The sequence below is a fragment of the Thalassotalea crassostreae genome, from assembly GCF_001831495.1.
Classification (GTDB): domain Bacteria; phylum Pseudomonadota; class Gammaproteobacteria; order Enterobacterales; family Alteromonadaceae; genus Thalassotalea_A; species Thalassotalea_A crassostreae.
Genome location: NZ_CP017689.1, coordinates 1243340 through 1267230, shown reverse-complemented (window position 1 = coordinate 1267230; position 23891 = coordinate 1243340). Strand labels below are relative to the sequence as shown.

At 38.5% G+C, this 23891-nt stretch carries 13 protein-coding genes, 2 rRNA genes and 1 pseudogene; 6 read left to right on the top strand and 10 right to left on the bottom strand.

Features of this window, described 5'->3' with window-relative positions; translation table 11 throughout:
• The first annotated feature begins 201 nt into the window (after nucleotides 1-201).
• Nucleotides 202-2505, top strand: a complete 2304-nt coding sequence (locus LT090_RS05525; RefSeq protein ID WP_068546499.1) for a YHYH protein — start codon at nucleotides 202-204, stop codon at nucleotides 2503-2505.
• Between the two features lie 344 nt (nucleotides 2506-2849).
• Here LT090_RS05525 and LT090_RS05520 read toward each other — a convergent pair whose 3' ends face one another.
• The 8 genes from LT090_RS05520 to LT090_RS05485 form a co-directional block, all read right to left on the bottom strand.
• On the bottom strand, nucleotides 2850-3050 hold the full coding sequence (locus tag LT090_RS05520; protein WP_068546497.1) for a hypothetical protein: 201 nt from the start codon (nucleotides 3048-3050) through the stop codon (nucleotides 2850-2852).
• Nucleotides 3051-3476: 426 nt separating this feature from the next.
• A complete protein-coding gene (locus LT090_RS05515; RefSeq protein WP_068546495.1) occupies nucleotides 3477-3899 on the bottom strand; it encodes a DUF3293 domain-containing protein in 423 nt (140 codons plus the stop codon).
• Between the two features lie 171 nt (nucleotides 3900-4070).
• Nucleotides 4071-5480, bottom strand: a complete 1410-nt coding sequence (locus LT090_RS05510) for a sulfatase (RefSeq protein ID WP_068546494.1) — start codon at nucleotides 5478-5480, stop codon at nucleotides 4071-4073.
• Between the two features lie 158 nt (nucleotides 5481-5638).
• Nucleotides 5639-7471: an alpha-L-fucosidase gene (locus LT090_RS05505; protein WP_068546492.1), complete on the bottom strand. Its 1833-nt coding sequence runs from the start codon at nucleotides 7469-7471 to the stop codon at nucleotides 5639-5641.
• Between the two features lie 416 nt (nucleotides 7472-7887).
• A complete protein-coding gene (locus LT090_RS05500; protein ID WP_068546490.1) occupies nucleotides 7888-9396 on the bottom strand; it encodes a sulfatase family protein in 1509 nt (502 codons plus the stop codon).
• 345 nt (nucleotides 9397-9741) lie between these two features.
• A complete protein-coding gene (locus LT090_RS05495; RefSeq protein ID WP_068546488.1) occupies nucleotides 9742-11370 on the bottom strand; it encodes a sialate O-acetylesterase in 1629 nt (542 codons plus the stop codon).
• 54 nt (nucleotides 11371-11424) lie between these two features.
• Nucleotides 11425-12825, bottom strand: a complete 1401-nt coding sequence (locus tag LT090_RS05490; RefSeq protein WP_068546486.1) for a sulfatase — start codon at nucleotides 12823-12825, stop codon at nucleotides 11425-11427.
• Nucleotides 12826-12880: 55 nt separating this feature from the next.
• Nucleotides 12881-14587: an alpha-L-fucosidase gene (locus LT090_RS05485; protein ID WP_068546484.1), complete on the bottom strand. Its 1707-nt coding sequence runs from the start codon at nucleotides 14585-14587 to the stop codon at nucleotides 12881-12883.
• Between the two features lie 638 nt (nucleotides 14588-15225).
• On the opposite strand from LT090_RS05485, the gene LT090_RS05480 reads away from it, so the two are divergent.
• From LT090_RS05480 to LT090_RS17275, 5 genes and pseudogenes are all read left to right on the top strand, one after another.
• Nucleotides 15226-15705 carry a hypothetical protein gene (locus LT090_RS05480; protein ID WP_068546482.1) on the top strand — a complete coding sequence of 160 codons (480 nt, stop codon included), beginning with the start codon at nucleotides 15226-15228 and terminating at the stop codon, nucleotides 15703-15705.
• A 175-nt stretch (nucleotides 15706-15880) separates the two neighbouring features.
• Nucleotides 15881-16660: an IclR family transcriptional regulator gene (locus LT090_RS05475; protein WP_068546481.1), complete on the top strand. Its 780-nt coding sequence runs from the start codon at nucleotides 15881-15883 to the stop codon at nucleotides 16658-16660.
• A gap of 1076 nt (nucleotides 16661-17736) precedes the next feature.
• Entirely contained in the window at nucleotides 17737-19542 is a 1806-nt protein-coding gene (locus LT090_RS05470; protein ID WP_068546480.1) for a hypothetical protein, read from the top strand.
• 230 nt (nucleotides 19543-19772) lie between these two features.
• Entirely contained in the window at nucleotides 19773-19898 is a 126-nt protein-coding gene (locus tag LT090_RS17200; RefSeq protein WP_257785277.1) for a hypothetical protein, read from the top strand.
• Nucleotides 19899-19928: 30 nt separating this feature from the next.
• Nucleotides 19929-20171 (top strand): annotated as a pseudogene (locus tag LT090_RS17275) (transposase); the annotation flags it as partial.
• Between the two features lie 456 nt (nucleotides 20172-20627).
• Here LT090_RS17275 and rrf read toward each other — a convergent pair.
• Together rrf and LT090_RS05460 are read right to left on the bottom strand one after the other, a co-directional pair.
• Nucleotides 20628-20742: ribosomal RNA gene (rrf, locus tag LT090_RS05465) — 5S ribosomal RNA — on the bottom strand.
• A gap of 186 nt (nucleotides 20743-20928) precedes the next feature.
• Nucleotides 20929-23819: ribosomal RNA gene (locus LT090_RS05460) — 23S ribosomal RNA — on the bottom strand.
• Between the last annotated feature and the right edge of the window lie 72 nt (nucleotides 23820-23891).

Sequence of the window (23891 nt, the reverse complement as noted above, 5' to 3'; positions counted from 1 at the left end):
CTAAACGATTACACGCTCCTATATGATTTGCTGAACTTGTTTCAGTATCTTGTTGAGTTAAGAAGAGATCCTGAAACAAATTCAGGAAGTCGTAAAAAGTTTAATTTACACAACCTTTACACTTGCCTTACTCACAACTGACAGACTTCTGGTGGTCTGTTGATATAGTTAAAGTTAAATAATTGTTGGGGAGTTAACTTTATGGGCAAATATTTGCTAGTTGTATTTGTTTTTGCGTTTAATGTTATTGGCTGTGGCGGTGGAGGTGACACGCAAGATAGTGATGTTAATGAAACTCCGACCGAGCAAGGTAGCAGCTCGGATAACACTGGTGACAGCTCTGATGGCGACTCTAGTGACAGCTCTAACAATGATTCTAATAACGACTCAGCTAATGACTCAAATGACGACAACTCTTCGGAGCAAGTTGATACTAATTCACCCAACATCTTATTCATCATCAGTGATGATCAAGGTGTAGATGCATCGGCTCAATATCCATATTCAGAAGATACGCCGTTAACCCCTGAAATTAACGCCATCGCTGATTCTGGCATTGTATATACTAATGCATGGGTGACTCCTGCTTGTACCACAACACGAGCTGCAATATTAACCGGAAAGCATGGCATTAATAGTGGGGTTACCTATGTACCCGGCACACTTGACACCTCGTTGCAAACACTGCCTAGACTATTAAATGCTAATGCCAATACCTCGCACTACCAAAGCGCACACTTTGGAAAATGGCATTTAGGCGGTGGCAATCCAAGTGTCACTCACCCTAATGATAGCGGTATCGAATATTATGCAGGTAATCTCAGTAACGTATCCGATTACTATGATTGGCAACTCACTACCAATGGCGTTGTCTCGCAATCAACAGAATATCACTCCACTAAAATTACTTCGTTAGCAATAGATTGGATCGATGAACAATCCGCTCCTTGGTTTGTCTGGCTAGCTTATAGTGCGCCTCATTCACCATTGCACTTACCACCAGCGGATTTACATACAAGAGATTACTTAACAGGGACAGAGTCTGACATTGAAGGACGTAAGCGAGAATATTACCTTGCCGCGATTGAAGCCATGGATAGTGAAATTGGCCGTTTAGTAAATTCGCTTTCAGCCGAGCAAAGAGAAAATACAATTATCATTTATATGGGTGACAACGGCACACCAAGAACAGTAATTGACGCCAATGTTTTTGCTCCAAATCACGGTAAAGGTACGCTCTATGAAGGCGGCGTTAATGTTCCACTAATTGTCTCAGGTAAAGGTGTAGAGCGAAAAAACGAAACAGATAACAGCCTTATAAATGGTACCGATCTATATGCAACAATTGCCGCCTTAGCGGGCGCTGAAATAAACAGTATATACGACAGTTATAGTTTTGCAGATACATTGACAAGCTCAGCAAATAACGCTCAAAGAGTTTTCAATTATTCTGAGTTTGAAAGTAATAACTCTACCGGCTGGGCGGTACAGCAAGGTGACTACAAATTAATTGAGTTTGCTGATGGCACACAGCAATTATTTGATGTTGAAAATGACTTTGCAGAAGCAGACGATTTATTACTGACATCATTTGATAGCCACGATCTTGTCCATGCGTTAGAAGATATAGCTGCACAAGTGCGTGGTGAAACAACAATAAGTGGAATTGATATCACCAATCAAATATTCGATAAAAGAAGCGCAAATTGTGGCGACTACGTTGAGCAGTATTTATCAAGCGTACTAGATGTAAACAATGGCACAGTCTTTTCTGGCGATTTGGTCATCACTGCAAATAACGGTAAGTGTATTTTTAAAACCAATGCGATTCCAAATCATGACTTTAACGATGGCGGTAGAAGCTTTCCTAATGATGTTTCAGCACAAAACGATACTTTTGAAATAACGAGTTCACCGAGCTTTGCGGCGGCGATTACTCCTATTAGTTTATCGATGGATAACGCTATTTTGCTAAACGGTGTTAAAGTGGATTTACTTGCCGCAGGTTGTTATGGCGTTGGCAATGGCAAAGTCGGTTGTAATGATATGGCACAAGCGTGGCGTTATGATCCAATGTCACCATCTGCAGGATTTTTGGTTGATAGCCACAATGCACATGCGCAACCTGATGGAACATATCATTACCATGGTACGCCAAATGCGTTTTATCACGCAGAGAATAATGGTATTGCTTCTCCGGTTGTTGGCTTTGCTGCCGATGGGTTCCCAATTTATGGTCCGTACTTTGATGACGAGGGTGTGATCAGAAAAGCAAGCTCAAGTTACCGACTTATTACAGGTAACCGTCCGACAACAAATGGCAGCCCTGGTGGCTCTTATGATGGTACTTTTCGTGATGATAACGAATATGTCGAAGGTTTAGGTGATTTAGACGAATGTAACGGCATGACTATTGATGGTGTTTATGGCTATTACATTACCGACAATTACCCTTATGTAGTTAATTGTTTTAAAGGTACACCGGATCCTACGTTTAATAAATAGTAAAAAATAAAAGTTGAATAAGTGATCTTGTTTACTATTTTGTCAGTATTAAGTAATAGTTAACATCATTGTGTCGTTAGATTTTGTTAATTGATGTAGTTTTCTATTCCCTAAAATGCTTTGCCTCGCACCTTTGCGAGGCTTTTTTTACCTAACAGGACGGGACAGATTGATACAAAAAAGCCAATGCGGACATTGGCTTTTTAATCTTAGGTGTTCAATTGTACACGTCATGTTTTAGAGACGAATTAAAACAAATTGATTTCGTTACACGCAATGATGCCTAGAACTAAACCTAAAAACACTAGAAAAATCATCATAGTGCTTCCCCCCTTTAAAAATATTTACTTCTGTTTAGAGCTATAAATACGACGATAAATATTTGTTTTGTTATGGATCTTCGAGCGGCCAGTTATCTGCGTCAGAATAATGTCTACAAAGCCTTTAATAACAATTGGTACACCTAATACAATCAATTTTGCTAGATCTAGTAATAGATTCTTTGGTATTTCTTGGTCTTGCACTTGTTTATTTTTGCGGTTCATATCAATTAAATCAGCGCTTTGGCACAGATCCTTAGTTTTTTTAAGAATAATTTCAAAATAAATATCTAAATTGAAAACACAGGTATTCAAGAGAAAATTTATTGTGTTTAATTTTCATCGAGTGCAGTTTAACCAAATAAATGTAGCTATGTGTAACCGCTTTGTAACAGCTAAGAGGAAGACGTAACTTTCGGTATAAGCCAGAGTTTTAGGGGGTATTGGTAGGAGCGATTTCAGATTTTAACGGATGTTAATTTTATTTAAATCAGGCATTAACAAAAATATAACAACAAACTGTTGCGCAAAATTACATTTCGTTAACAGTTTAATTTTATAACTAAGGTAATATTAAACACAGTTAACTTTTTTAAGTTTTCCCCCCTGAAATGCATATTTCTTTGCCACCCTACTTTGGGTGGCTTTTTTTTAACAATAATCGTCTTTTAAAACTAATGACGGTAAACCTGTGTCATCAATCCACACATAAGCAGCTTGATTGTATTGTTTGGCAATTTCATTAGCTTGAGACTTATCGATTGCCAGCACTAACACACTTTGCTCTGCAGGCCACTTATTATCCTGACTTTGACCATACCCATGTAAGAACTTAAATCCCTGTTTCGTAAGCTGATGTTGCAGTTGTTGGTGAGCGCGTTTATTAACTTTTTCGCTAGTCGGCTTACTCATTGGGTTATAGGCTGTGATAAATGCAGCGGTTGGTTTAGCTTGCATATGCAAGTACCTGCTTAAGGCTCTATCATGTTGATTAATGTTAATTAACCATAAGCCTAGTTCATCATCGATCATATAATCGGTGCTGATATAGTTATCTATTAATGCTTTATCCATTTAACTCTAATTAAGTTGCTTGTTAGCACTAGTCTAATGCAGTTGCTAAGCCGTTTACAACAGGGTAATTCAATGGACTTAGCAAATGCACTAGTAGCTTTCATCAATTAATAATTGATGTACACGTTTTCTAAAACAAAAAAGATATAACTAAATCAACAACTTGCTAATTTATTTAACTAGGTAATTAGGATTTGGTATTTCTTTATGTGCTGAAATATCTATCTTCCATTGCTCTAGTTTTTTCACTAATTGTTCAGTGATTTCTGGATTATTCTTAGCAATATTCTTGCTTTCTTGAGGATCATTTTTCAAATCGAAAACTTCCACGTGATCTGTATCAGGATACTGTATCAGCTTATATCGGCCATCATTAATGACATTTCGCCAAGCATTATGCCAAGTATTGGTCTTAGAATTATATCGTTCCCACTTAGGGAAAAACCAAAATAAATCACGTTTTGCTAAAACATTTGTATCGCCAACAAGTAATGGCATTAAATTTTCACCATCGAGCTCTTTTTGTCCAGCTTTAGCATTCGCAAAAGCCATTAATGTAGGGTAAAGATCAATCCCCATAACCATTTCAGAGTTTGTTTGGCCTGCTTTAATTTTACCAGGGAAACGAAATAGATAAGGCACTCGTAAACCGCCTTCATAAATCTCCCCTTTATAAGCTCGTAAATTACCATTGAGGACATTATTTAGCATTTTGTAGCCACCATTATCAGAGGTAAATACAACGAGGGTGTTATCATCAATCCCTAAGTCTTTAAGCTTGGCTAATACACGACCTACATTATCATCCAGCGCTTTTGTCATGGCAGCAACTTTAATGGTGGTATCATCATAATCAGCACCTAGTTTTTTCTTAAAATAAGCAATATCTTCCGATTTTCCTTCCGCAGGCTTATGTATCAGGAAATAAGGTAAATAAGTAAAAAATGGCTTTTTCTTGGCTACAGCATCATTCATAAAGTCGATGGCTTTATCCGTCATATAATCGCCAATATAAACATCTTTGGGTAATACTTTTTGATCAACATTTACTTTCGCTCCAAAGTGCACTTTGTGACTTTCATAAGATACATCAAAGCCTTGAGTATCAGGTAAGTAGCTTTTATATTTTTCTAAATGCCATTTACCGAAGTGACCGGTTGTATAACCTGCTGCTTTTAATGACTCTGCAATTGTTACGTTCTCTAAGGCTAAATGGCTGGCGTTTGGAGGAACAATGAATTTGATATTATTTGATAAGTCAGGCTTACCTCTCATTTTGTGTCGATCAACAACTCGATAAATAGAAGTTCTCGGCCCATACTGCCCACTCATTATGGCTGCTCGAGCTGGTTTACATGTTGCTGCATTAGCGTAACCACGGGTGAACTTCATACCTTGTGCTGCAATTTGATCTAAATGCGGTGTTTCCATAATGTCGTTACCGTCAGAACTTAGAGTATGAGCACCAAGGTCGTCAGCTAAAATAAACACTATGTTTGGTTGTGATTGTGATTGTGATTGTGCAATCGAAGATGCTGATATGAGGCACAAAATTACAGTTGAAAATATTCGAATTAACATTTTATATTCCTGAATAAACCACAAAAAGCCAATAGACGAAGTTCATCTTAACTCGGTTACTGGATTATTTGTGGCGTCTTAAGATAATTAATTAAACAAAGACACCTTAATAGTTTTTATTCTATCAAGGTGTCATAGTCATTGATTTTTATGCTGTTTTATTTCGCTGCACTAAAAGCAACGATATCACCAACACTTAACTGTTTAGCTGATGAGAAAGCTACTTTTATTGCGCTAGCCTGGTAGGTTTTGTCAAGGGCAATACCATTGTTTACCATAACCTGCGAACCACTATAAACGTCTTGCCATTTATCATTGATTTTTAGGCTCACAGTAAAGCTTTGTCCTTTCGGGATTAATTTACCAAAGTTATGTGAATCAAAAGTAATGTAATCGATATCTTTAACTTCACCTAAATCTAATTGGATCCAAGGATTGGCATCACCAGTTGATGGTGACCATGTAGAACGAATATGAATACCTTCAGAAAAACTCGTAGCGCTACCTTCTACCATTGCTTTTGCACTAAACTTCTCGCTTCTATCTGATGATGATTGCGCTTTTGCATTTAAAGTAACTGCGTCACCTGTAGTATTAATAACCGGTAACTCCATTACATCTTCGGCCATAGTAAGCTTAACTACTGAACCAGGACCTACAGTTTTAGCTAATTGTATAGTTAACTTATCTTTATTCTGTTCAAATTTAACCGCATCACCATTTAACAAGTGTGCTGATAGCACCTTAACAGGTGGTGACGGTAAGTTTAATGCATTACCAACACTACCATATAAGTGCAGGTATACATTATCAGCGTTACGAGTAGAACCACCCCATGGGCCATCGATAAATGGTCCCCCACGTGTGCCATATATACTTTCACCATTTTCAGCTAACCAATCACCCATCTGTTTAAAGCGTTTAGCATGCGAAGGGGTAATCTCACCTAGTGCTGTTGGTCCAGTATTTAGCAATAAGTTTCCGCCTCTACTGACCGTTTTTTGTAATAAAGTTAATGCGTTAGGTAAAGACATCGGCGGCTTATCACCCATCCACCCCCAACCGCCACCGATAATGGTGCAGGTTTCCCAAGGACGGTTAATTTGGAATCGACCAATTTTACGCTCAGGACCATCAAAGTCGCCGAATCGCCATGCAGGATTTCCCCAACGATGATTAACAACCAAATGAGGTTGTAATTTACGCATCATGGTAATCATTTCAGGGCCATACCAAGTATCAATTCCTTTGCCTAAACCATCGAACCAAATACCATCAATTTTTCCGTATTGGGTTAATAATTCTTTTAACTGTGGGAACATAAATTCACGAATAAATTCATCGCGATTTTTCATATCTCGATATAACTCTTCTTTCCAATCAGGCTGTGAAAAGTAGAAGTAAAATTTGATTCCTCGTTTACGAGCAGCAGCAACTAAATCTTTAGTTACATCCTTGCCGTAAGGTGAGTTCATAATACCAAAATCACTCACCTTAGTATCCCACATGGCATAACCAGCATGATGCTTAGCTGTAAAGACTATATATTTTGCTCCAGAGTCTTTAACAACATCCATCCACTTTTCCGCATCAAACTTAGTTGGATTAAATGTCTTAGCTAAATCATTATACTCCTGCTCTGGCACCCCTTTTTTTACAGTGCCATCTGAAGAGTGGTGTGGACGAGCTCCCTTTCTTCCCCAACTCATACTTACAGGTACTTGTGAAGAATGATCCCAATGAATAAAGACACCAAATCGATCGTCTTGCCAAGCTTCAATCATTTCTGGCTGAGCTTGCATATATGGCTTGTATTTTGGATCAAGCTTATCTAGATAACTTAAGTGTGTTTTCGGAGCTTGATAAGGGAAGCTAATACCATCATCATGAGTTCTCTTAACTAAATGATGAGCTGCCGCCAAAGTTACAGCGGGAGCCATCAATACTCCGCAGATAGCGCTGTTAATTAAAAGGTTAGTAATTTTTTTCATTATATGTACCTAGAGTTGCAATTACCTATAAAAATACAGCTTTATAATTATTTTGTAAACGATATTTACACAATTTCACTTCAACTTCTACAACAAACATTCTAATTCAGTGTAAAAAAATGTCTGCTAGACATATAAACATTGGATGTGAACACAATATAGTAGCAAAAGAGTTCTATTTATTTTTCACACCAACCTTTAATAACTTTTTATATATAGAAATTAATACATCTAACTTTTTATAAGCGGGCACTTAACATGTAGAAATTTTACAAGTGATTTTTGGGGTTATTTCTATTTGTCCCGTCCTAAAAGTGTAAATCTATTTCAGGACGGGACAGGCAAAGAAAAAGGGAACTGAGTTTCAGTTCCCTTTTTCTCGTCCTAAAATACATTTGAGGCATTACTATGATTGTTTACTTCAACCAATAAGCTTGTGACCAACGTTGCTCGCCATCATTCTTCTGTGGCTTACCAGGGGTTAATCTACCATCTAAAATAATTTTACTAAATTCGTCCTGTAATCTTTTGGCTACTTCAGGATTTTTTGCAATTACATTGTTCGTTTCTGCGATATCATTCGCAAGATTATACAGCTCTTGCTGCTTAGTATTTTTGCTCAATTTTAATTTCCAATCTCCAGAGCGAAACGCAAAATGGCCAGAAAAGCCAGTATGTACCGCTTGGCTACGATTGCCTTTATGACCGACATCTAATAACTGCGGTAAAAAACTTATACTATCTTCCGCAGCATTTTCAGCTAGGTTTACCCCTAGAAGATCAGCAAGCGTTGCGTAGGTATCGGTTAGCTCAATTAGGCTAGAACTTTGGCCAGTAGCCGCTATTTTTTCAGGCCAATGAACAATAAATGGTACTCTATGACCGCCTTCATCGACGGAGGCTTTGCTGCCTTTGTAAATATAACTTGGTTTATGTTGGTATTTTTCTTGATCCGCTAATGAGAAGGCAACCTTAGCAGCGCCGTTATCAGCAGTAAAAACAATGATGGTGTTTTCTAGTAAGCCTTGTTTTTTTAACGCTTGATACACTTCGCCTACCGCCCAGTCTACCTCATGAACAAAATCTCCATAGATCCCTGCGTTACTCGACCCTAAAAACTCTTTACGAGGTATGACCGGTGTATGTGGCGCTGTTAATGGCATATAAATAAAGAAAGGCTGTTTGCTATCTTGCTTAGCAATATAGTCAACCGTTTTTTCAGTCATATGCTGCATTACTAAAGCGGCATCAAAACCCGAAGATCTTAAACCTTTTCGATGCAACCATGGTATTGTTTTATCTGATTTTTTAGGCCCTTTATAAGGCATTAATATGGTTGGGGTTTCAATAACTTTGTTATTTTCAATCCAAGTATATGGAGGAAAATCTAGTGATGCATTTATACCATAGAAATAGTCAAAACCATGTTCAACAGGCCCGCCAGTAAAAGGCTTGCTGAAATCGATGAATGGCTCAATATCTTTAGGGCGATATTCAGTTATTTTCTTACCATTAGTTAATTGCCAGTTAAGTCCTAAATGCCACTTACCAAACATTGCTGTTTTATAATTATTGTCCTGTAACAAGCGAGCAACTGTCGCACGGTTGGGCTTAATTAACGCTTTGCCATAACCATCAATAACTCTACCTTTCATCTCAGTGCGCCAATGATAACGCCCTGTCAATAAACTATAGCGAGTCGGCGTACATACTGCAGAAGTACTATGAGCATCACTAAAATACATTCCATTGCTAGCAATTTTGTCAAGGTTAGTAGTATTTACTTTAGCGTCTTTATTAAAAAGGCTAACATCACCAACCCCCATATCATCAGCTAAAATAAAGACAACATTAGGTTGTTGCTTAGCAGCGGAGTTAAAAGAAATAACATAAAAACATAGTAGAAGGAGTAGTCGACTTATCATAGCTTTCCTAAAAAGTTATTTAAAATTTAAATACACAGCATATATAACTAAAACTAAATAATATAAATGATGTTTGCTAGGTTGTTGCGTTTAAATTTTCCGTATTATCAAATACTAAGCTAGCTATTACTCTACTGATATTACTTCAATAATGGTTAATATCACGAGAAGATTAACCTGATATAGGTTAACAATACAGTCCCTAATTTTAGGTAAAAATTGTTAATCTAGTTCTACGAGACGCTAGCTAAATATGTATAAAATGTTATCAATAAAAATATTAATGCCAGATAAAATCTGGCATTGTTCAGTTAATAATATAGGTTACCCCATATTACAAATCGGCTATTTTATCAGCCCTATCTTAGTTTCTATTTCATCCATACTAATGGCTGGAAATGAATCCGTTCTAAATGGCATTAATGGTCCACCACTTTTATCATAGACATTAAGTCCTTGTGGGTTATCAGCCCAACCATAGCGAACATATAAAGGCTCTTTAATGTCTTTATGAGATAACACGACACTATTGCCTTTTAATTCTGCATCTGCCCAATAAAACTTTTTGTCTTTACCAGCGATAGCAAATCCAGTTGGTTTATCAGACGTTGGAGTTAACGTAAATGTTGTGCCAGTATGTCTTTGGGCTACAATTAAACCTTTACTGATATTGGAGAAATGTACATTAAGTTTATTTCCCGATTGTTCTAAATGACTATATCTAGGACTCGAATAAGACTTTCCTAATGAATACACTTTATTAAGTGTTGTAGCAATCAAACGTTCACCAACCACCTTTTTGTTTCTTGGGTGGATATTACCTTTTTGGTCAAGATCAATAGCGACAACCGTATATACATTAGAAAGTTTATTTTCTACTTTATATTGAGAGTCCCTTGTTTCTGCAATTGAACTATCTTGAGGCTGTGACGAAATTCGCTTTATCTCAGGTAACTGTACTTGAATAAAAGGTAAATCAGGTTGTTTAAGCTCATTGCGCCATAAATTAATCATATCAGCTAATAAGAATTGGTATTGCCACCCTCTTTTCATATTTGCTTCACCCTGACGCCAAATAATACCTTTTAATGTCATCGGAATTAACGGGTTGAACATACCGTTATACGCTCCTGACGGGTACAGTCGACTCTCATGAGGTGCTAGCACTTGCGTTGGAGGTTGTAGTTTTCCTGGTGGTATTTCTTTACCTTTCGACTTCATCTTTTTAATGTATTTTTGATGTTCGGCTATTTTCTCATTCAAAAAAACAGACTTTTGTGTCGCCCAGTTTTCCTCAGCGTATACCCATGGTGCTACAGCCGGTGCAAAATTCACTGTTTTTAACATTTCATTTGACACCCAAGCTTCAACAGAAGTACTACCTACAGCGGCAGAGATGATACCAATCGGTACATCCAACTCTTGTTGTAAGCCTTGAGCAAATATAGAAGCAAGTGCGCTAAAATCTTTAATATTATTTGGAGACGATACTACCCATTTATCAGCTAACTTTGTTTGCGGCTGTTTTTGGATATTTTGGCTAATAGGCAAAAGTCGTATTAGAGGATTGTTCCCTTTGGCAATGACATCTTTGTTACCTATGATGCCTTTGGTTTTATACTTCATGTTTGATTGGCCACTAGCAAGCCAAACATCACCAACTAAAATATTATTAATCGTTTGATTATTGCTAGCAGTAACCAGCAATTTTTGCGGTTTACTGTTTGCTGCTAATGGCGCGAGTTTAACAAACCAAGAACCATTTTTGCCTGTAACAGTCGTCTGCTGTTGTCCTGAAAATTCAACTTTCACAGACTCTCCTGGAGATGCTTGTCCCCAAATGGTAACTGGTTTACCTCGTTGTAATACCATATTGTCAGAAAATACGTCTGCCAGTTTTACATCAGCAAATGCTTGACCGCTTAATATTAAACTAGTAACTATGACCGCAATTTTTTTGGTTAAGTTAATCATACTAACCCTTAATGCATTAGTTTTTTGTAGCTAAAATCTAGTATTAGCAAAAGATTATTTGTTTTTATAGATAAATTCAGGATTTTCAGTTGGTATTGGCGCATCAAGCGATTCTTTCCACTTACTCAATTTAGCTTTTAATAGTTCAACCTTTTCAGGATTAGATTTTGCCAAGTTATTTTCTTCATATGGGTCATTGGCAAGATCAAATAATTCATAACTATCCGTATCTACATACTCTATTAATTTATAATTATTCGAGCGAATAACATTACGCCAGTTATCTAACCATACTTTCCTTTTCTTATTAAACCTTGCCCACTTAGGGTAGAACCAATATAAATCGCGCGTTGCTAAGTTTGCTTTTTGCGCAGTAAGTAGTGGAAGTAGGTTTTCACCATCTAAGATCTGATCTTTGTCTTTGTCAGCATTTGCTGCTGCCAAAAATGTCGGATATAAATCGACTCCCATAATTGGTTCATCATGAACAGTATTTTTAGCAATTTTATTCGGCCATTTAAAAATATAAGGTACTCTGATGCCGCCTTCATAAACCATGCCTTTTGAACCACGAAGGTCGCCATTAAGAATATTGTTTGCTAATTTATAACCACCATTATCAGAGCTAAATACAACTAAGGTATTATCGCTAAGGTTTAACTTTTCAAGCGCAGCGACAACTCGCCCTACGTTATTATCAAGAGCTTTGGTCATGGCTGCGACAATTTTCGCATCCTTATCGTATTTATCACCAACCTTTTTCTCGAAATATTCGATATCTTCAGGCTTTGCCTCTAAAGGACGATGAATTAAGTAATAAGGTAAGTACAGGAAAAACGGCTGTTTCTCTGCTTTTGCAGCTCCCATAAAGTCAATAGCTTTATCCGTAAGTACGTCTGGAACATAGGTATCTTTTGCTATACCAAGGTCAGGTATGGTTTGAGCGCCAAAATGAGACCCTTTGGTTTCAATTGATAAATCAAAACCTTGATCTTTTGCCGAGTGACCATTATTGCCAAGATGCCACTTACCAAGTATCGCTGTTTTATAGCCTTGTTCTTTTAACGCTTCAGCAATCGTTTTAGTTTCATTGGCAATCGTCGTTTTACTATCTGGTACTTGATAACGAATTTTTTCTTCATGTCCGCGATGTTTATTACTTACACGGTAAATAGACGTTCGAGGACCATATTGTCCAGATAAAACAGCAGCCCTTGAAGGTTTACACGTAGGATAATTTGAATAACCTTGACTAAATGACATGCCATCTATGGCTAACTTATCGATATGAGGCGTTTCAATCAGTGGATTTCCATCCTTAGACAATGTATGTGCGCCCAAATCATCAGCAAAGATAAACACGATATTTGGTTTACTACTCGCAAATGCAGACAAATTAACGGATGCTGTAGTAATTAGTACAAGTAAAGTAGGTAGGTTGAATAACTTATTCATTGGTTACCTTATTTATTAAAATCATTAATTACAAAAACCTTCAAAAGCATTTTGTTTATAACTCAGGGTAGAGTTCTAACTCAGCTAATGGGTAAGTTTTAGTACCTTTAACTAATAAGCGTAAATTAGAGGTCGTCACTGGTTTTTTCAATGTTACAACAGGATTCCACTTTGGCTTGTATTTGTGGATTGTTTTCCATTTACCATTGCCATCTTTAATTTGAATTTCAGGTAAATTTTTGGTTGTCCAGTCTTCGCCACGCCCCGTTTGCAGTGCCGCAATGGTCACAGGTTTGTCCCAATTCATTTCAACCCAAATTGGTGATTTGTCACCTTTTGCTTTTTTTGCATGCCAAATAGTCATTGCGTTACTGTCGGTTAATACTGAAAGGTCACCTGGTTCTGATGCAGTCAACTTGGCCGTTTTCGTTAATGATTCTGTTCTTAACTTAGGAACAATATCATAAGCATTAATATTGTTATCGATGGTTAATTCAATTGTGGTACTTACTTGTCCACGATGCTTTTTATCCACCTCAACACTAAACGTGCCATTATCATTCATGTTAACGTCAACATCGCCACCAGACAGTATTTGTGTTGCTTTAATTTTATGACCATCTAATGCGGAGAACTCTAAAGGAGAGTTATCTTCTGGCCAATTTAAAACATGTAAATATACTTTATCATTCTTAGTCGTAGATACGCCCCATAAACCTGGCTTTACAGGACCACCACGAGTACCTCTTATTGATTTTTCACCATGAACTTGCCACCAATCAGCGAGTTGTTCTAGACGCTCTAATTCAAGCGGATTCATACTGCCGTCACCTCGAGGACCGATATTTAACAACATGTTTCCATCTGCGCCCCAAGTATAAAGTAAAATTTCCATTAATAATTTAAATGGTTTTGCTTTTACATCAGGATTAAAGCCCCATTGGCCAGTCGTTGTATGACATGCTTCCCATAATTGGTCGCGGTTAAAGTAACTCACCGTGTGTTCAGGAGTATAAAAGTCAGCGCCAACACCACCACGGTCATTTACCATCGCGTTTGGTTGGTACTTACGAATTTCAGCCATAACTTCTTCGGCAGTATCACCCCAATCACCAGGCCCCATACCATCAAACCATAGCTCACTTATCGGACCATATTCAGTTAAAAGCTCATGCATTTGGGTTTTATAGAACTTGATATAACGGTCGTGATTTTCGGTATCAACATCAGGGTGATACCAATCTCTTGGGGAATAATATAAGCCGAAATCCATATCCATTTTGGCACTTGAATCGGCAAACATTTTCACAATATCTTTTTTATATGGTGCCGACATAATGTCATAGTCACCTGCTTTTGAGTCAAACATGGCAAATCCAGCATGATGTTTAGCTGTAAATACTGAATAATTCATACCTGCTCTTTTTGCTAAGCCAATAATTTCATCACTATTAAATTTAGTAGGGTTAAATGTTTTGTACTGAACATCGTAAACTTCGGGTAAAATTTTACCGTTCTTTTTATATTTTCCTTTACGCGAGTGGCTCAATTGCTTACCCATTTGACTGATCGGCCCCCAATGTATAAACATTCCAAATCGATCATCTTTCCAAGCTTCTCTTGCAGCCTCAGGAGCAGTTGGCATTTTACTTTCCTTAGCTTTTTCATATACTTGAATTTCATCCACGGCGTTAGCAACATTGTTCGTTGCTAACATCGCAATTGCCGAATATAGTGCAACGTTTTTCATTGTAATTTTCATTTTCTTTCCCACTTAAAGAACCTATTAATTTGCTACTTGTTGGCTTATTGGTTTGGTTTAATATTATTTTTTATTTCGTTTTTACTTGGCTTTCATCAATTAAAGTAGTTTTTCCAAATATACTGGAGCTTGATAAAGCTATGAAATTCCAGAGCCGCCGTATACCAAAGCCAACCAGAAACGATAGTTTATATATAAAACAAAGTATCTATGTTATTAGAAAAAGTCAACTGATACTATCGTCAATATTGTGTAAATAATTGCCCTCTTTATTCAATAGGAACCCGTTTACAATATATTATTTACTTTTCACCCTAACTTATATATAAAATACAATTTTATACTTAATATTTAAAATCGCGTCATTTAATAACGCTGACTTTCACAAAAACAGTTGATGAGAACAAAACAAATGAAAGTTAAATTTATTAAATTAAGTGCATCCATTGTTCAGGTGTTCCTTATTTGCGCAATTACTGCGGTGGCGGTGGCTCAAGTAAAAGTGATAACGAAGAAAAACCTATTATTGCACCAGAGCCTGAGCCTGAGTTTGTCGTTGGTAAATTACTTTAATGGTATTTTCAAGAGACGATACAGAAATTACCAATCAAGGCTTAATTGATAGTTCTTAGGCTGCAATGGGCTTTGTTCCACTTGATCCAGATACGGACGACAACGGTACGCTTGATGATGACGAATTATCAGAGCCTTTTTTTGATGATTTTGAAAAAGGTACATTAGGACATTCTTGGGTTGTAAACAATTTAGCCGATGTGCTTGAAACAGCAGCCAATACGGAGTCCTATGGTGCACGCTTCCGTAATACGTCATCAATGGAATTGAGAATAAGTACCATTGGCCACAGTGCAGTTAATATTACATACGATCGCAGAGGAAAGAATTTAGAAACGGGCGAAATGCTAACAATTGACTGTAGTGTTGATGGTTTTACTTGGTGCGTACTTGAAACAGTTACTGACGGTGACTGGGCGAGCCAAACATTTGACTTAACTGCAAACGCCACTGAACAAGCGGGATTTCGACTACGTTTTAGTCTAAATGGCGATTTAAACACAGACCAAGCATATATCGATAATGTATCGGTAACTTTTGACTAAAATAGCAAAACTTAAATCAGCTAAACCATTTGTTCACAAAATAAATGGGTTAGCTCTTGAGCCGATTTTCCCCTCTTTACACTTGTTTTGCATCCTACATATTGGTTTTAGTTGCAATACTTAAGTGCTTAATTATATGATATTAATTACTTGTTCATAACGCTTTCTAATTAAAATGCAAACGATCAAAAAAACCAAATACTCTGCGCCAGCTCTAGTCAAAGGCTTTGAAATATTAGAATTACTAGCCCAAAAAAGAATACCTATGTCACTAGTGCAAATATCAACAGCGTTAGAGCGTTCGAAAAGTGAGCTTTATCGTATGATAGCGGCTTTAGAGCAAATGGGTTACCTAGCTCGAAATGAAGGTTCAGACTATTATCATATAACCAATCGGTTATTTGAGCTTGGATTGCAAGTGCCACCTATAGGTACGTTGACAGAAGCCGCTTACCCTCTAATGCGAGAGCTTTCTTCAACAATACAGCAATCTTGCCATATCACTGTAGAGAGTCAAGATTCGCTGGTAGTCATTGCTAAGACAGATAATCCAGCAAGTTTTGGCTTTGCTGTTAACCTAGGGCATCATTCGCTGCTACATAAATCCGGCTCAGGATATGTTCTACTCGCCAATAAAAGTAATAAACAGCTAGCTATAGCTATTAAACGCCTAGCTCAGTTGGATGATGATTTAAATCATACTGATTTAATGACATTAATAGAACAAGTTAAATCTCAAGGTTTTGCAAAAACAAAAAGCGCAATGGTCCAAGGATTAACGGATATAAGTTACCCTATATTTATTGGGGATACAGGAACTATCATTGGTACATTGACTATCCCATATTTAAAAGATAAGTCGTCATCATTAACTATGGCCCAGGTGCAAAAACATATTTCAGAAACAGCAAATCAACTTTCTCAATTAAGTTTGTCTTATGGAAGTAGAGTGTAAATAGACTAACAGTTTATGACCATAGTAATGCAGGGACATCATTCTTAATAATAAGTATTCAATCTAAGTTAATGCAATTAAATAACGTTGCATTGCTAACAATTCGTGCTTGAGCCCTTCCTCTCCTATTACTCATTTATTATCGCATTAGTAAAATAGATAGCTGTATACATGCCATACAACCTCAAGTGTAGCATGCCCCTAATGACTATAAGGAACAGCCCTTAGTTCAATTTAAGGTAGCTAATGTTAATATCTTTCAATTGAGTTAATGACGCAATTCATGAGTATCATTTTCTAACCTATTAGAAGTACCACTAATAATTAATTAGTGTTTTAATTGCTAAAGTCTTCAACGTAATAACTCAAAAAAAACGGCCACCTTAGGTGACCGTTTTATTAATTATGCATTATTTTTATTTCATCGCTTTACTTTGCTAATTAAGCCACGTCCAATAAGCATATTCATTATTAATAAATACCATGTTGTGAGTCTATCGGCTTTAGCAGCTACGGTAAATGAAGCAGATAATAATACCGTTAACGAAACGGTAAGCAACTTAGTGTTTATAACTATGTGCTTAAATATATTGGAATAAACTTTTGATTGATTTAACTTAGAAGTAGATGTTGGCGACGAAAATGACTTGGCACCTCAGTACCCAGAAAGAACCGAGCAGATGACAGCAGAACTAAAAAAATGGAAAAGATACCTTTAATCGAAATAAGTTAGTTACTGATTTTCGATTGAAAGTAGTTCTTAAAAAGATTGCAGTTATAATATCTATATATGAGCTCTAATGATTAATATGTTGTCAATAGGCTTGTTAACAGTTATTAACGAATTTTTTGACCGGTTTTCTATATTATAAGTGTTTCAGATCTGTCGAAGTAATTCATTAAATTACTCCTGAATAATTATATGTCGCCAATTTAGGCGACTTTTTTTTGGTTAAAATTCAATCCTTAATTTTTTTATCTCTATAATTTAATTAACAATTTGAAAGATATTGTGTAGAAGTATAATTCTTAAACTATCCTTATTATCAAAATAAACTTAATTATTGCCAGGATGCATGACTCTTCTATTAGAATTAAAACGTCGAAACGTTTTTAAAGTAGCAATCGCTTATATCGTTGTGTCATGGTTAACGGTGCAAGTTGTCAACTCGATCGTGCCAATTATTGAAGCTCCTGAGTGGGTTGCCAAAGTTGTTCTAATTTTATTATTAGTTGGATTTCCAATAGCGTGTCTATTTGCCTGGGCATTCGAACTTACTCCACAAGGTATTAAACGCAGCAGTGAAGTTGATTTGAGCGACTCGATAACCACTAGCACAAGTCGAAAAATTGATTTTATAATTATTGGTGCGTTAATCCTGATTATTGGTGGCCTAGTTTATACACGAGTGCCTACTCCTAGTTACGATATCGAAGCATCAAATAATGCTGCTTCAATCGCAGTATTACCGTTTATCAATATGTCATCAGATCCTGAACAAGAATATTTTTCAGATGGTATTTCTGAAGAAATATTAAATGTTCTTGTTCGCATAGACGGACTCGCCGTTACATCAAGAACATCTTCTTTCGCATTTAAAGGCTCTAATAAAAGCATCGGGGAAATCGCAAATACTCTTGAAGTAAACCATGTATTAGAAGGCAGTGTTCGAAAGGCAGGAACAAAGATTCGAATAACTGCTCAGCTTATTGATGCAACAACGGATAAGCATTTATGGAGTGAAACCTATGAACGAAAACTTAATGATGTATTTATTATCCAAGATGAAATAGCGAACGCCATCGTTAACTCTCTACATATTACCTTAGGTGGTAGTCAGAGTACTCAAAATAACCTTACCGATAACCTTGAAGCCTATAACTTATTTTTACAAGGTAAATATGAATATGCAAAACGTGCCGAAACTCCTGAAGCATTGTTAACCGCCATTGACTTATTTGAGCAAGCGGTAAAACTTGATCCTAATTTTAGTACTGCGTACGCCTACCTAGGTATAACTCACGCGCTTATTAGTAATTATGATCTTTCTGATAGTAATCATCAGCAAATAAACTTAGCAAGATTATCAACTAATAAAGCACTTAAATTACAGCCAAATAATGTTTTAGCACTATTAGGCTCAGCCTTAATAAAATATCAATTTGAAGCAGACTTTGAAGGTGCAGATAAACAATTCAATCAAGCATTAGCCATAGAGCCGAATAACTCTATCCTTTACAATTTTTATGGTGATTTTTTATCGGTGACGATGAACTATCAAAAAGCATTCTTATTCGAAAGTAAAGCAGCAGAACTAGATGCAGGCTCTATGATTAATATTTCAGAGCATGCCGAAGTGTTAAATGCTTTGCAAAAGTATAATCAAGCCTACCAAATATATAAAAAAGCTGTTTTAAAGTGGCCGGATGAACATTATATGAGTGTTCGAATGGCAATGAATTACTTTTATGCTGAAAATTTTGAACAAGGCTTTGCCCTTGCTGATAAAATCATTAAAAAATGGCCCGATAAACGTAAGCACTTTTTATGGGTAGGACAAGCATTGCAAGGTGATGCTAATGCTATAGAAAAATTAAAGGAACACCCTATTGGTGGTAATAGTTTCATCAATCAAAACGATCTTGCTATCGCTGCGTTGTATTATAAAGATAAACAATTTGATGACGTTAAATATTGGTTCGATCGTTATTATGCTAATGGTGTGAATTATTATGACCTTCTATATTCACCTATGTTTAACCCCGAGTTAAACACCCCTCCACATACTGTAATAGAAGAGATCTATAGTCGACCTGGAATCAATGAACTAATCCGTGTTAGAAAAGAAAATATAGCAAAGGGATTACACCTTCCAAAGTAGCGATTGTTTAACGCGGGTGTAGGTATGCATTCTCTATCTAAGGCACATTATAACCTGATGGGGTCCCGCACAAAAACATTGCGGGATGACGGCGCTCTTTTTCTTATTCTCTTGGTGAAAGTTGCATACCGTCCCACTAAAGTGTGTCCGACTGGACAAATAAAAAAGTCTCTCTTAGTTTAGTTGATAGTTTCGACCAAAAAACAATCAACAACAAACGGAGAGAGACCATGAGTCATTTAACGCTGAATCCACAACAAATTCAAGCTGCACTTGAAGCTTTGGTAGAAAAACCTAGTGGTTTAAACCAAGTATTAGAATTAGCCCTTAATTCATTTATGAAGGCCGAGCGGTAATCCCCCCATTTTTAATGGAGTTCGGCAGTAGAAGATTATCTTCAATATTATGCTACCTACTTGGACTTTGAGCCACTGATCTGGAATATGATTTATACTACTAACTGGATTGAACGTTTGAATAAGTCGTTTAAACGTACCTTGAAAATAAGAAATTCTATGCCAAGTGTCGACTCAGTTCTTACGCTACTGAGTAAAGTAGCAATTGATATGAACAATACGACTTATCGATATCCAATAGGTAGATTTGAAAAAAGTGAGCTATTTAATTAATTAGATTTGAAACTGAAATTAAATTAAGAGAGACACACTTATTGGGACGGTACCACTAAAATGGAAAAGGGTATCCCTCAACATCGGATAAATAGCGCGCGTTTTCAGTGAAAAAAAGACAACAAAAAAGGGTACCCTTTCGGATACCCTTTTTCATTTTCAATAGGAGCCTGGCGATAAGCCACATGGATGTGGTGAATATCAAAAATGCATGGAGCAATTTTTGATAACTACGTAGTAGGTCGAGCCAGGCTGGAAAGTAAAAAAGCCCCTAGCGTTAGCTAGGGGCTTTCTTGAATTGGAAGCCTGGCGATGAAGTGCATGGATGCACAAATGCCGGCAAGTTCATGGATGAACGGTTTTGCCGGTGACCTACGTAGTAGGTCGAGCCATTAGACGCACAGTGTTTGAAAACGAAAAAAGCCCGCTCAAATGAGCGGGCTTTTCGAAATAGGAGCCTGGCGATGACCTACTCTCACATGGGAACTCCCACACTACCATCGGCGCAATTGCGTTTCACTTCTGAGTTCGGCATGGGATCAGGTGGGGCCACAATGCTATGGTCGCCAGACAAAATTTGGTTACAATCTAGAAAGTAATATTAAACGTTTTTCTCAAGTATTCTTTTTAATGCGTGAACTCTCTTTCAAAGAGTGTCAAACAACATACAACATACGACCTCCATGGATGGAGGAAGTGCTAGAAATTGTCTGGAACAATTTCAGTGCATACTCAAACAAAACTGTTTGGGTGTTGTATGGTTAAGCCTCACGGGCAATTAGTATCAGTTAGCTCAATCCCTCACAGGACTTACACACCTGACCTATCAACGTTGTAGTCTCCAACGACCCTTTAGGGGACTTAAAGTCCCAGTGAGAACTCATCTCAAAGCCTGCTTCCCGCTTAGATGCTTTCAGCGGTTATCAGTTCCGAACGTAGCTACCCGGCAATGCCACTGGCGTGACAACCGGAACACCAGGGGTTCGTCCACTCCGGTCCTCTCGTACTAGGAGCAGCCCTCTTCAATTCTCAAACGCCCACGGCAGATAGGGACCGAACTGTCTCACGACGTTCTAAACCCAGCTCGCGTACCACTTTAAATGGCGAACAGCCATACCCTTGGGACCGACTTCAGCCCCAGGATGTGATGAGCCGACATCGAGGTGCCAAACACCGCCGTCGATATGAACTCTTGGGCGGTATCAGCCTGTTATCCCCGGAGTACCTTTTATCCGTTGAGCGATGGCCCTTCCATACAGAACCACCGGATCACTATGACCTACTTTCGTACCTGCTCGACGTGTCTGTCTCGCAGTTAAGCTGGCTTATGCCATTGCACTAACCGTATGATGTCCGACCATACTTAGCCAACCTTCGTGCTCCTCCGTTACTCTTTGGGAGGAGACCGCCCCAGTCAAACTACCCACCAGACAGTGTCCCCAAGCCCGATAAGGGCTCTAGGTTAGAACATCACGCATACAAGGGTGGTATTTCAAGATTGGCTCCACCACATCTAGCGACGCGGTTTCAAAGCCTCCCACCTATCCTACACATGTAGGAGCAATGTTCACTGTCAAGCTATAGTAAAGGTTCACGGGGTCTTTCCGTCTAGCCGCGGGTATACGGCATCTTAACCGCAAATTCAATTTCACTGAGTCTCGGGTGGAGACAGTGTGGCCATGATTACGCCATTCGTGCAGGTCGGAACTTACCCGACAAGGAATTTCGCTACCTTAGGACCGTTATAGTTACGGCCGCCGTTTACCGGGGCTTCGATCATGAGCTTCGCAGAAGCTAACCCAATCAATTAACCTTCCGGCACCGGGCAGGCGTCACACCGTATACGTCATCTTTCGATTTTGCACAGTGCTGTGTTTTTAATAAACAGTTCCAGCCACCTGGTTACTTCGACTCTCCTGTGCTTACTCCGCAAGGGATTCACACTAGAGAGCGTACCTTCTCCCGAAGTTACGGTACTATTTTGCCTAGTTCCTTCACCCGAGTTCTCTCAAGCGCCTTAGTATTCTCTACCTAACCACCTGTGTCGGTTTGGGGTACGGTTCCTATATATCTGATGCTTAGAAGCTTTTCCTGGAAGTAAGGCATCAACAACTTCAACTCCGTAGAGTCTCGTCTCGTATCTCAGTGTTAACAGCGTCCCGGATTTACCTAAGACACCCACCTACATACTTTCACATGGACAACCAACGCCATGCTTGCTTAGCCTGCTCCGTCCCTCCTTCGCAATATATAGAAGTACAGAAATATTAATCTGTTTCCCATCGACTACGCGTTTCCGCCTCGCCTTAGGGGCCGACTTACCCTGCCCTGATTAACATGGGACAGGAAACCTTGGTCTTTCGGCGGGGGAGTTTTTCACTCCCCTTATCGTTACTCATGTCAGCATTCGCACTTCTGATACCTCCAGCAAGCTTTACAACTCACCTTCAACGGCTTACAGAACGCTCCCCTACCACTCTTACAAAGTAAGAATCCGCAGCTTCGGTGCATAGTTTAGCCCCGTTACATCTTCCGCGCAGACCGACTCGACTAGTGAGCTATTACGCTTTCTTTAAAGGGTGGCTGCTTCTAAGCCAACCTCCTAGCTGTCTATGCCTTTCCACATCGTTTCCCACTTAACTATGACTTTGGGACCTTAGCTGGCGGTCTGGGTTGTTTCCCTTTCCACTATGGACGTTAGCACCCATAGTGTGTCTCCCGGATAGTACTCATTGGTATTCGGAGTTTGCAAAGGGTTGGTAAGTCGGGATGACCCCCTAGCCTTAACAGTGCTCTACCCCCAATGGTATTCGTCCGAGGCTCTACCTAAATAGATTTCGGGGAGAACCAGCTATCTCCCGGCTTGATTAGCCTTTCACTCCGACCCACAAGTCATCACCGCATTTTTCAACATACGTGTGTTCGGTCCTCCAGTTGATGTTACTCAACCTTCAACCTGCCCATGGGTAGATCGCCGGGTTTCGGGTCTATGCCCTGCAACTAAACGCGCAGTTAACACTCGCTTTCGCTACGGCTCCCCTAATCGGTTAACCTTGCTACAGAACATAAGTCGCTGACCCATTATACAAAAGGTACGCAGGCACCGGACTAAATCCGGCTTCCACTGCTTGTACGTATGCGGTTTCAGGTTCTATTTCACTCCCCTCACAGGGGTTCTTTTCGCCTTTCCCTCACGGTACTGGTTCACTATCGGTCAGTTAGGAGTATTTAGCCTTGGAGGATGGTCCCCCCATATTCAGTCAAGATTTCTCGTGTCCCGACCTACTCGATTTCATGGTAAGTTTATTTTCGTGTACGGGGCTATCACCCTGTATCGCTGTCCTTTCCAGAACATTCCACTAACTTACAAACCACTTAAGGGCTAATTCGCGTTCGCTCGCCGCTACTAACGAAATCTCGGTTGATTTCTTTTCCTCGGGGTACTTAGATGTTTCAGTTCTCCCGGTTCGCCTCATAACGCTATGTATTCACGTTACGATACCCGCCTTACGACGGGTGGGTTTCCCCATTCAGAAATCGAAGACTATAACGGTTTTTATCACCTTGTCTTCGCTTATCGCAGATTAACACGTCTTTCATCGCCTCTAACTGCCAAGGCATCCACCACATACGCTTAGTCACTTAACCATACAACCCCAAAAAGTCTTTCAACTTGAGTGACTTGGTGACAAAACCAAACCTGAATGTACGTCTGACATT